This window comes from Pseudomonas sp. Pseu.R1 (assembly GCF_045764065.1).
Lineage (GTDB): Bacteria > Pseudomonadota > Gammaproteobacteria > Pseudomonadales > Pseudomonadaceae > Aquipseudomonas.
In genome coordinates this window covers 4,676,820-4,688,824 of record NZ_JBJGEE020000001.1, presented here as the reverse complement: position 1 = coordinate 4,688,824, position 12,005 = coordinate 4,676,820, and the positions used below count along the sequence as shown (strand labels likewise).

At 59.4% G+C, this 12,005-nt stretch carries 8 protein-coding genes; 7 read left to right on the top strand and 1 reads right to left on the bottom strand.

All coding sequences use genetic code 11. The features are described 5' to 3' along the window. Positions 1–219: 219 nt before the first annotated feature. The 7 genes from ACI5GA_RS21365 to ACI5GA_RS21335 all read left to right on the top strand — a co-directional run bounded on the left by ACI5GA_RS21365 (position 220) and on the right by ACI5GA_RS21335 (position 9,040). Positions 220–1,821 (top strand): ABC transporter substrate-binding protein, encoded by a 1,602-nt coding sequence (locus tag ACI5GA_RS21365; RefSeq protein ID WP_421424192.1) that lies wholly within the window; start codon positions 220–222, stop codon positions 1,819–1,821. 156 nt (positions 1,822–1,977) lie between these two features. After that, positions 1,978–3,357 (top strand): OprD family porin, encoded by a 1,380-nt coding sequence (locus tag ACI5GA_RS21360; RefSeq protein WP_421424191.1) that lies wholly within the window; start codon positions 1,978–1,980, stop codon positions 3,355–3,357. A 157-nt stretch (positions 3,358–3,514) separates the two neighbouring features. Further along, positions 3,515–5,077: an ABC transporter substrate-binding protein gene (locus ACI5GA_RS21355; RefSeq protein ID WP_404637540.1), complete on the top strand. Its 1,563-nt coding sequence runs from the start codon at positions 3,515–3,517 to the stop codon at positions 5,075–5,077. A gap of 77 nt (positions 5,078–5,154) precedes the next feature. After that, a complete protein-coding gene (locus ACI5GA_RS21350) occupies positions 5,155–6,165 on the top strand; it encodes an ABC transporter permease subunit (RefSeq protein WP_404637128.1) in 1,011 nt (336 codons plus the stop codon). A 10-nt stretch (positions 6,166–6,175) separates the two neighbouring features. After that, positions 6,176–7,087, top strand: a complete 912-nt coding sequence (locus ACI5GA_RS21345) for an ABC transporter permease subunit (protein WP_404637126.1) — start codon at positions 6,176–6,178, stop codon at positions 7,085–7,087. 10 nt (positions 7,088–7,097) lie between these two features. Further along, positions 7,098–8,066, top strand: coding sequence for an ABC transporter ATP-binding protein (locus ACI5GA_RS21340; RefSeq protein WP_421424190.1), 969 nt, complete (start codon positions 7,098–7,100; stop codon positions 8,064–8,066). Then, complete coding sequence (locus tag ACI5GA_RS21335) at positions 8,066–9,040, top strand: peptide ABC transporter ATP-binding protein (protein ID WP_404637122.1); 975 nt, start codon at positions 8,066–8,068, stop codon at positions 9,038–9,040. Before ACI5GA_RS21340 ends, ACI5GA_RS21335 begins: the two co-directional genes overlap by 1 nt. 150 nt (positions 9,041–9,190) lie before the next feature. On the opposite strand, the gene ACI5GA_RS21330 is transcribed toward ACI5GA_RS21335, so the two are convergent. Next, positions 9,191–11,752 (bottom strand): PepSY domain-containing protein, encoded by a 2,562-nt coding sequence (locus ACI5GA_RS21330; RefSeq protein WP_421425504.1) that lies wholly within the window; start codon positions 11,750–11,752, stop codon positions 9,191–9,193. Positions 11,753–12,005 lie beyond the last annotated feature (253 nt).

Sequence of the window (12,005 nt, the reverse complement as noted above, 5' to 3'; positions counted from 1 at the left end):
TTTGCCTACTAACGATATGCACTTTTCCTACAAACTTTGAAGTAATCAGAAGTCTTTACTGTCGGGCTTGGCGGACATACCGTTTCAGGCCCCGCCCTGAGATTTGCCATTTATCTGTCGGTCGGGTTTTCCTGTCCGGGAAACTTCGTTTGCGCAAACGATTGCCGCGAGTTTTCCGAATCATTCAGGCCATTCGAGTTCCAGACGATAAGGATTGTCATGCGTAAACATCGTGCTATTCCATCGCTGTTCGCTGTTGGGCTATTAGCCACTACTCCCGCTGTCCATGCGGCCACCAAAAGCCTGGTGTTCTGCTCCGAAGGCAGCCCTGCGGGTTTCGATATTGGCCAATTCACGTCGGGTACTGACAACGATGCTGCCGAGCCTATCTACAACCGGCTCGTCGAGTTCGAGCGAGGCCAGACCAGTGTCGTGCCTGCACTGGCGACCCGTTGGGATGTCTCACCTGAAGGCCTGAGCTACACGTTTCACCTGCGCGAGGGTGTGAAGTTCCATAGCAACAAGGCCTTCCAACCCACTCGTGATTTCAATGCCGACGACGTGCTCTTTACTTTCAATCGAATGTTGAATAAAGAGCACCCGTTTCGTGTCGCTTATCCGACAGAATTCCCCTACTTCACCAGCATGGGACTGGACAAGAATATAAAATCGGTTGAAAAAACCGACTCAATGACGATGGTGTTTACCCTCAATCAGGTCGATGCCGCATTCATTCAAAATATTGCGATGAACTTCGCGTCGATTCTTTCGGCGGAATATGCTGACAAACTGATGGCATCCGGCGAAGTTCGTGCAATCAATCAGGCACCGATCGGCACCGGCCCTTTCGCATTTCAGCGGTATCAAAAAGATTCGCAAATCCGCTACGTCGCCAATAAACAGTTCTGGGACCCGAAGCGGGTCAAAATCGATCAGTTGATCTTTGCGATCAACACCGATGCGTCAGTGCGCGTACAAAAACTCAAGAAAAACGAATGCCAGATCACCTACAACCCTCGTCCCGCTGACGTCGAGGCGTTGAAGGCGGACAAGCAGCTCAAGGTCGTAGAGAAGCCGGGGTTCAATCTCGGCTACATTTCCTACAACGTGCGTCACGCGCCACTGGATAATTTGCAGGTTCGCCAGGCGCTCGACATGGCCGTCGACAAGAAAGCCATCATCGACGCGGTGTATCAGGGCGCCGGCCAACTGGCGCAAAACGCCATGCCGCCGACGCAATGGTCCTACGACGAGACCGTCAAAGATGCGCCGTACAACCCCGAAAAAGCCCGTGAATTGCTGCGCGCGGCGGGCGTCAAGGAGGGCACCGAGCTGACGCTCTGGGCCATGCCGGTTCAGCGCCCTTACAACCCCAATGCCAAGCTGATGGCGCAAATGCTTCAAGCCGACTGGGCCAAGGTCGGTATCAAGGCGACCATCGTCAGTTACGAATGGGGCGAGTACCTCAAGCGCAGCAAGAACGGCGAACACGACATCTCGCTCATCGGCTGGACCGGCGACAACGGAGATCCGGACAACTGGCTGGGCACGTTGTATAGCTGCGCCTCCATCGGCGGCAACAACTACTCGATGTGGTGCGACGAAAAATACGACGCACTGGTCAAGGCGGCCATCGCGACGGCAGACAAAGATCAACGTATCGACCTGTACAAACAGGCCCAACACTACCTGAAACAGCAAGTGCCGATCACCCCAATCGCGCACTCGACGGTCAGCCAGCCATTGCGGGCCAGCGTCGAGGGCTTTGAGGTCAGTCCATTCGGCCGCAACAACTTCTCCGGCGTCAGCATCGTCGATTAACCCCAGAACACGTGCCTCAGGTGAACCCTCATCTTTGGCACGGCTTTATCCGCAATCCGCGGAACGAGCAAAAAAAGGCCCACAAGGCCGCAACACCCAAGCCGGCCACCCCAAAAAAGCCGGCCTTTATAAAGATGTCATCGGGAGCTTTAAAACGTGAGAAATGCCAGCACCGCTGTATTCGCCTTGTCCTTGCTCGCCGCCAGCGTAGCAGCACAGGCAGAGCCGACCAGTCAGGAATTCGTTCCGACCACACTGGCCACCACCAATGCCCAGAGCGAAGCCAAAGGCTTCCTGGAAGACTCGAAAATCACCGGTTCGACCAAGAACTGGTACTCCAACGAACTGCTGCGCCGCGGCGCCGAGTTTTCCTACAACAAAAACGGCAGCCCGCATTCTGATCCACGCCGGATCAACTGGGTGCAGGGCACTATCGTTGATTACAGCTCAGGCTTTACCCAAGGCACCGTCGGGTTTGCTACCGAAATGGCCGTGTACAACGCTGTCGCGCTCGACCGCGACTCCGACGACATCATGGGCCGCAACAACCGTACTCTGACTCACAGCGACGGTGACGCCGTCGGCCAGTGGAGCAAACTGGGCCTGGCCAACGTCAAGGCACGCATCTCCAACACCACGCTGACCGCAGGCCGCCAGTCGCTCAACACGCCGGTACTGGCTTACATCGGTAACCGCGCGCTGCCGTCGAGCTTCGAGGGTGTGAGCATCCTCAGCGAAGAGTTCAACAACCTGTCGTTCACTGCGGGCAGCTTCGACCGCGTTTCGCCGCGCTCCGAGCAAAGCCTGACCAAGTTCCGCTCCGAGTACACCGCCAACGCCAACATCGAGGCGGATCGCGTGGACATCGCAGGTGTCGACTACAAACCGTTCAAGAGCCTGACCACCAGCTTCTACGCTTCAAACGTTGAAGACTTCTGGCACCAGTACTACTTCTCGTTCCTGCACGAGATGGGCGACACCGACGTACTGGGCCTCTCCACCAACCTGAACTACTACAAGACCAAAGACTCGGGCGCCAAGAAGATGGGCCCGATCGACAACGACACCTACTCCCTGTCGTTGACCGCTACCCACAAGGCGCACAGCTTCAGCATTTCGTATCAGGAAGTGGAAGGCGACACCTACTTCGACTACATCCACGACAGCAACGCCATCTTCCTGGCCAACTCCCTGCTCTCGGACTTCAACGGCCCGAACGAGAAATCCGTGCAGTTGAGCTACCTGCTGAACATGGCTGACTACGGCGTGCCAGGCCTGAAGTTCAACATTTACCAGGCTCGCGGTTTCGACATCGACGGTACCCACTACAAAGGCACCGCCTATGACGTGCGCGGTATGGACGGCGAAACCCACTACGAATACGGCATCGGTGCCTCGTACACCATGCAGTCCGGCCCGCTGAAGGCCTCGACCATGCGTGGCACGTACACCACTCACCGTGCGAGCGCCAACCAGGCTGACGGCAACATCAACGAGTTCCGTCTGGTGACCACGATTCCGTTCAACATCCTGTAATCACTGACCCGTGGGTTGTTTCGGGCCATTGTTCACACAGAACCTAATGGCCCGAAACACCCACTCATTATCGGCTTCATCACTTGCGGAGGGCGTTTCCTTGAAATCGACATTCAAACTCGCAACATTGCGCAACGCAGTCGCGCTGGCACTGGGAATGACTTTGCTCAGCACCGCGGTCGGCGTTTCGGCCAAGCCTCTGGTGGTTTGCACCGAAGCCAGCCCGGAAGGGTTCGACACAGCGCTGTACACCACAGCGGTGACCGCCGACGCCGCAGCGGAAACCATTTACAACCGTCTGGTGGACTTCAAGCCGGGCACCACCGAGATCGAGCCCGCGCTGGCCGAGTCCTGGGACATCAGTGAAGACGGCCTTCATTACACGTTTCACCTGCGTAAAGGCGTCAAGTTCCACAGCACCGACTACTTCAAACCGACCCGCGACATGAACGCCGACGACGTGGTCTGGAGCTTCCAGCGTCAACTGGACCCGAACCATCCGTGGCACAAGCAATCCACCGTCGGTTTCCCTTATTTCGAGAGCATGGGCTTCAAAGAACTGCTCAAAAGCGTGGAAAAGGTGGACGACAGTACCGTCAAATTCACCCTGACCCGCCGCGAAGCACCCTTCCTGGCCGACGTGGCCATGGCCTTCGCTTCAATCTATTCGGCGGAATACGCCGACCAATTGCTCAAGACCAACAAGCTCGACGGCCTGAACAGCCAGCCGATCGGCACTGGCCCATTCATCTTCCAGCGCTACGCGAAAGACGCCCAGGTGCGCTTCAAGGCCAACCCGGATTACTTCCGCGGCAAGCCACCGGCCGACACGCTGGTGCTGGCTATCGCCACCGACAACAACGTGCGCCTGCAAAAGCTCAAGGCCAACGAATGCCAGATCGCGCTGTATCCCAAGCCTGACGACATTCCTAGCATCAAGAACGACCCCAACCTGAAGGTCGACGAACTGAACGCGATGACCACCGCTTACATCGCGATGAACACCACCAAGAAGTACATGAGCGACGTGCGGGTGCGTAAGGCCATCGACATCGCTTTCGACAAAGAAGCCTACGTCAACGCCCTGTTCGGCAAAGGCAACGCCACCGTTGGCGTCAACCCGTACCCGGACACCCTGCTGGGCTACAACAAACAGCTGAAAAACCCGGCCCACGATCTGGACAAGGCACGTGCCTTGCTTAAAGAAGCGGGCGTTCCGGAAGGCACCACCTTTACTCTGTTCACCCGCAACGGCGGCGGCCCGACCAACCCGAACCCCATGCTGGGCGCGCAAATGATGCAGGCTGACTTGGCAAAAGTCGGCATTAAGTTAGATATACGCGTCATGGAATGGGGCGAAATGCTCAAACGGGCGAAAAACGGCGAACACGACATGGTGTCGGCAGGCTGGGCAGGCGACAATGGCGACCCGGATAACTTCCTGACGCCGAACCTCAGCTGCGAAGCCGCCAAGAACGGCGAAAACTACGCACGCTGGTGCAATGAGAAGTTCCAGACGTTGATCGATCAGGCACGGGAAAAAACCGACCCGGCCGAGCGTGCCGCGCTTTATGAGCAGGCCCAGGCGATCTTCAACCAGGATCAGCCATGGATCAGCATGGCGCACACCAAAATGTTCACTGCAATGCGCAAGAACGTAGAGGGCTATCACATTAGCCCTCTGACCACTAATAACTTCGCCACTACCCAGGTGAAGTAGAAGAAGAATCCGGTGGGTTCATCATCCGATGAACCCAATCGGCATACGCCTAACCGGCTGATGAGGTACACAAGAAGATGTTTAGTTTTATCGCTCGCCGAGTGGGGTTACTGATACCCACCTTCTTCGGCATCACCTTGCTGACCTTCGCACTGATTCGCCTGATCCCGGGCGACCCGGTCGAAGTCATGATGGGTGAACGCCGGGTCGATCCGGAAATGCACGCCCAAGCCATGGAACGCCTTGGCCTGAACAAACCCCTGTATGCGCAGTACATTGACTACGTCGGCAAGCTCGCTCATGGCGACCTCGGCGAATCGCTGCGCACACGCACGAGCGTGTGGACCGAATTCACTTCGCTGTTCCCGGCGACCCTGGAACTGTCGATTGCGGCGCTGATATTCGCTGGCATCATCGGGCTTCTGGCCGGTGTCATTGCAGCCTTGCGGCGAGGGTCCCTGTTCGACCATGGGGTCATGGGGATCTCTCTTGCAGGCTATTCGATGCCGATCTTCTGGTGGGGCCTGATCCTGATCATGTTCTTCTCGGTATCGCTGGGCTGGACCCCGGTATCGGGTCGTATCGACCTGCTGTACGACATTCCACCGAAAACCGGCTTCATGCTGATCGACACCCTGCTCAGCGATGAAGAAGGTTCGTTCATGGACGCCCTGCGTCACCTGATTCTTCCGGCCATCGTGCTGGGCACCATTCCGCTGGCAGTGATCGCCCGGATGACCCGTTCCTCGATGCTCGAAGTGCTGCGCGAAGACTACGTGCGCACCGCCCGCGCCAAGGGCCTGTCGCCTGCCCGCGTGGTGTTCGTCCACGGCCTGCGCAACGCGCTGATTCCAGTGCTGACCGTGTTCGGCCTGCAAGTGGGCACCCTGCTCGCCGGTGCCGTGCTGACCGAAACGATCTTCTCCTGGCCGGGCATCGGCAAGTGGCTGATCGAAGCCATCGGCGCCCGTGACTATCCCGTCGTGCAAAACGGCATCCTGTTAATCGCCTGCCTGGTGATTCTGGTGAACTTCGTGGTGGACATCCTCTACGGCTTCGCCAACCCACGCATTCGTCACCAGCGCTGAGATCACGACCATGAATACACCTGCTCCTGTCACAGCGGTCGATCAAAGCCTGCTGTACCCCTCCGTCTACAAAGAGTTCTGGCAGCATTTCGCCAAAAACAAAGGTGCCGTCGCCGGTCTGGCTTTTATGGCCTTGATCGTGTTTTGCGCCATCTTCGCCCCATGGGTCGCCCCCCATGACCCGAGCGAACAATACCGTGACTTCCTGCTGACCCCACCGGTCTGGCTGGAAGGCGGCCAATGGCAATTCGTGTTGGGCACCGACGAACTGGGCCGTGACCTGCTGTCGCGCCTGATTCAAGGCTCGCGTCTGTCGCTGCTGATCGGTCTGTCGTCGGTGGTGATGTCGCTGATTCCGGGGATTCTGATGGGCCTGCTGGCCGGTTTCTTCCCGAAAATCCTCGGCCCGACCATCATGCGCTTGATGGACATCATGCTGGCCCTGCCGTCGCTGCTCCTGGCCGTGGCCATCGTCGCCATCCTCGGCCCAGGCCTGATCAACACTGTGATCGCCATCGCCATCGTCTCGCTGCCCTCCTACGTGCGCCTGACCCGCGCAGCGGTCATGGGCGAGCTGAACCGCGACTACGTGACCGCAGCCCGGCTGGCCGGTGCCACCCTGCCGCGCCTGATGTTCATCACCGTGCTGCCAAACTGCATGGCGCCGCTGATCGTTCAGGCGACCCTGAGTTTCTCCTCGGCCATCCTCGATGCCGCAGCATTGGGTTTCCTGGGTCTGGGCGTACAACCGCCAACCCCTGAGTGGGGCACCATGCTCGCTTCGGCTCGCGATTACATCGAACGCGCCTGGTGGGTGGTGAGCCTGCCGGGTCTGACCATTTTGCTCAGCGTGCTGGCAATCAACCTGATGGGCGACGGCCTGCGCGATGCGCTGGACCCGAAACTCAAAAACGCCGCCTGAGGACGCCAGAATGCCATTGCTAGAAATCAACAATCTGAACGTCCGCTTCGGCGACGCCACCGCCACTCCGGTCGTCGACGGCCTGAGCCTGAGCGTGGACAAGGGCGAAGTGCTGGCCATCGTGGGCGAATCGGGCTCGGGTAAATCCGTGACGATGATGGCGCTGATGGGCCTGATTGATCACCCCGGCATCGTCACCGCCGACTCGCTGAGCTTCGACGGCAAGGACATGCTCAAACTGTCCCCGCGCCAGCGTCGCCAAATCGTTGGCAAGGACCTGTCGATGGTCTTCCAGGACCCGATGACCGCGCTGAACCCAAGCTACACCGTGGGTTTCCAGATCAAGGAAGTCCTGCGTCAGCACCTGGGTCTGAAAGGTAAAGCCGCTCACCAGCGCGCATTGGAACTGCTGCAAAAAGTGGAAATCCCGGGCGCAGCTCAGCGTCTGGAAGCCTACCCGCACCAGCTGTCTGGCGGCATGAGCCAGCGGGTTGCAATCGCCATGGCCATCGCCGGTGAGCCGAAACTGCTGATCGCCGACGAACCGACCACGGCTCTCGACGTGACCATTCAGGCACAGATCATGGACCTGCTGCTGGCCCTGCAAAAAGAACAGAACATGGCGCTGGTGCTGATCACTCACGACCTGGCCGTGGTCGCCGAAACCGCGCAGCGCGTGTGCGTGATGTATGCCGGGCAAGCGGTGGAAGTGGGTCAGGTGCCTGGCCTGTTCGACGTGCCTGCGCACCCGTACAGCGAAGCGCTGCTGGCGGCGATTCCCGAGCACAGCATGGGCGCCGAGCGTCTGGCGACCTTGCCGGGCATCGTGCCCGGTCGCTATGACCGTCCAAGCGGCTGCCTGCTGTCGCCGCGCTGCCCTTACGTCCAGGACAAATGCCGTCAACAGCGCCCGACGCTGGACCCACAGGTCCACGGTCTGGTGCGTTGCTTCTACCCGCTGAATCAGGAGGTGGCGTGATGAGCGAGATCGTACTGACCGCCCGTGACCTCACCCGTCACTACGATGTATCCCAAGGCTTGTTCAAACCCCACGCGACCGTGCGCGCCCTCAATGGCGTGTCGTTCGAACTGGAAGCGGGCAAGACGCTGGCTGTGGTCGGTGAATCCGGCTGCGGCAAATCCACCCTCGCCCGCGCCCTGACGCTGATTGAAGAGCCGTCTTCTGGCTCGCTGAAAATCGCCGGTCAGGAAGTGGCGGGGGCCACCAAGGCGCAACGCAAGCAACTGCGCAAAGACGTGCAGATGGTGTTCCAGAGCCCGTATGCGTCGCTCAACCCGCGGCAGAAAATCGGTGACCAACTGGCCGAACCGTTGCTGATCAACACCAGCCTGTCGGCGGCTGAACGTCGTGAGAAAGTACAAGCGATGATCAAGCAGGTGGGGCTGCGCCCTGAGCACTATCAGCGCTATCCGCACATGTTCTCCGGTGGTCAGCGCCAGCGTATCGCGCTGGCCCGCGCCATGATGCTGCAGCCGAAAGTGCTGGTGGCGGACGAACCGACCTCGGCGCTGGACGTGTCGATTCAGGCACAGGTGCTGAACCTGTTCATGGACATGCAGCAGGAGTTCAATACCGGTTACGTGTTCATCTCCCACAACCTGGCGGTGGTGCGTCACGTCGCCGACAGCGTGTTGGTGATGTACCTCGGTCGCCCGGCGGAAATGGGGCCGAAGGAAGAAATCTACAGTCGTCCGCTGCATCCTTACACCCAGGCGCTGCTGTCGGCGACCCCGGCGATTCACCCGGACCCACTGAAGCCGAAGATCAAGATCGTCGGCGAACTGCCCAACCCGCTCAACCCGCCGAGCGGCTGCGCCTTCCATAAGCGCTGCCCCTACGCGACCGAGCGTTGCAGCAGTGAAGTGCCGGAGCTGAGGGCTGTGGATAACCGCCAGGTGGCTTGCCACTACGCGGAGCAGTTTGTGGCTTAAGAGGGTAATGATCGTGCCCACGCTCTGCGTGGGCATGCCTTCCGTAACGCTCCGCGTCACCGCCAAAACGGACGCGGAGCGTCCAGAGCGGCGTTACCATGCGGAGCGTGGGAACGATCAATCGGATTCACTGCTACAAGGACAGCAACATCAGTACACGTCGCGGCGATAGCGCCCTTGCTCAATCAGGCGTTGCACGACGTGTTCGCCCAACACTGCTTTCAACACCTCATCCACACCGCCAGCCATCCCTTCCAGACTGCCGCAGATGTAAATCGCTGCGCCTTCATTGATCCAGACACGCAATTCATCGGCCGCTTCGCGCAACCGATCCTGGACATAGACCTTCTGCGCCTGATCACGGGAGAACGCCAAGTCCATCCGCGCCAGTTCACCAGACGCCTGCCAGCTCTGCAGCTCACCACCGCAATGGAAATCGTGAGCCACATTGCGCTCGCCGAACAGCAACCAGTTACGCGGTTCGCCTTGGGCGATACGCGCCTTGAGCAAGCTGCGCAGCCCCGCCAGCCCGGTGCCGTTACCGATCAGAATCAGCGGCACAGGCTCACTTGGCAGATGGAAACTGCTGTTGCGACGAATGCGCAGGCTAATCGTATCGCCTACTGCCGCATGTTCGGTCAACCAGCCAGACCCCAGGCCCAGGCTGCCGTCCGGGTGCACTTCCTGTCGCACGATCAGTTGCAGCGTGCCGTCTTCGGGAATCGATGCAATCGAGTATTCACGCATGGCCAATGGCACCAGCGCATCCACCAGCGCTTGCGCATGCAAGCCGACCAAGTGGCTACGGTTGGCAGGTAACTGACGACCGCCCAACGCTTGCGCAAGCGTTTCATGCAGACCATCGACCTTGACCTGTGTATCCGCAGCAATGCCCAGCCCGGCGAGGAACTGCTCGACGGCAAACAGCCCATTACGCGGCAACACTTCGATCAAGTCCCCCGCCTGCCATCGGGTGTCGGAAGCTGAAATCAGGCCCAGCAAAAACACCTTCGAGCCCACGCTGTCGGGGTTCAACCAATCTCGCTGAGACAGCACCCAATTCTCGTATTCCGGCGCTTTCCAGGGGCTGGCTGGCGTCGAACCAGTCAGTTCACTCAACTGTTGCTGCCAGTGTTGAAGCGCGGCGCTGTCCCCACTGTCCACTTCCACCGGGGCAAACAAGGTGTTGCCGCCTCGCTCGGACAGCCAGCCATGCAAACGCTGCGAGAAACCGCAGAAATGCGGGTACTGACGATCGCCCAACCCCAGAACGGCATAGTTCAGCTTGTCCAATGCCAACGGACGCCCCAGCAATTTGCGCTCGAAACCTCGGGCACTGTCCGGTGCTTCGCCGTCGCCAAACGTACTGACGACGAACAGTGCATTGCAGCTCTGATTGAGGTCTTGCTCGGTCACATCCGCCAGACGCTGCACTCGCACCGGCAAACCTGCCGACTGCAACTGACCCGCCGTCTGCCAGGCCAGTTGTTCGGCAAATCCGCTTTGACTCGCGAAGCCGATCAACCAGGCAGGCCCCTGACTGCCGTAGCCGCTGGCACTTGAAACCGCCACTTCGCCACGGGCGTTGCGGATTTCACGCTTCTTGCGGCGACGGTCCAGGTACAACAGCCATCCGGTAATGAAGAACAGTGGCATCAGCGCCGCCGCCACGGTGATGACGATCCGGCCCGTCATGCCCCAGTAGCCCCCGGTGTGCAACGAGTAGTTGCTGGTCAGCAGTTGCGCGCCATAACCCTTGTCGGCGTAACGCGAAACCGCCTTGAGCTTGCCGTTGGCCGGGTCCAGGGTGATCTGGTTGAGCGCACGCGGGTGCGGCGAGTCTTTGAGGATGTAGAACACGGTGGCCATCTGACCCGCCGCTTGAGGCAGGCGCAGGTTGTAGCTTTTCAGGTCCGGGCCTGCGGTTTTCTGGATGGTGTCCCAGATGGCCGGGTAATCGGCAACGAGGGGCTGCTCGGGCGCTCCGTCTTTTGGTCCGGAGCCGGGGCGCGGTCCGCCGCCGCGACGCTGCTCGCCCTGTACGGGTGGGTCGCCGATCAACTTGTTCATGCCATTGTTGAACCAGTCGTAGGACCAGTTCAGGCCAGTGACCGCCAGCATCAGATACACGATCAGGCACCAGGTGCCGAACACCGAGTGCAGGTCCCAGTTGAAACTGCGCCCCTTCTTCGCCCAGTCAAGCGTCAGCCAGACACGCCAGTTCAGCGCCTGACGCGGCCAGCGCAGGTATAGGCCCGACAGGCAAAAGAACACCAGAATCAGGGTGCAGGCTGCCGTCACTTGCTTGCCGTATTCACCGGCCGCGAGGAAGCGGTGCAGGTTGAGCATGAAACCAAAGAAGTCCTGCCCCACCGCATCCGGCTTGAACTCACCGGTGTAGGGGTCGAAGTTATGCATCTCGCCACGACGTTCACCCGGTGCAGGCTTGAACCACACCTGAGCGGCCCGATCGCCATCGACTTCGATGCGGAACATCGAGACGGTGTCCTTGCCCTGGGCTTCGAGCTTGCTGACCATTTCAGCCAGCGACAGTTGATGCTCGCGGGGCTGAACGAACAGCGCATCGGGATTGAGCGCATCCATGATCTCGTCTTCGAACGAATACAGCGCGCCTGTGATGCCCATCAGGGCCAACACCAGACCCGCCGTGATCCCGAAGAACCAATGCAATTGAAACAGGACTTTCTTCAACACCCTCAATCCCCTCGATAACCCGTCGCGACGCGCATTATGCGCATAAACGGATGCATTCTCATCCGTGGCTGATTCTTTATTCGGTTACAGACTGGACACAACAGCCGTCCTTGCTTCCAGGCAAAGCCCATAGGAGCGTGGCTTGTCTCTGGGCCGCACTCCTACGCCCTTTGCGCCTAATCAAAAGCGAGCCTGCGTCCAGCCGCCCAGCCCGACTGCTACACAATGAACACGCCCCCCTCCCACACAC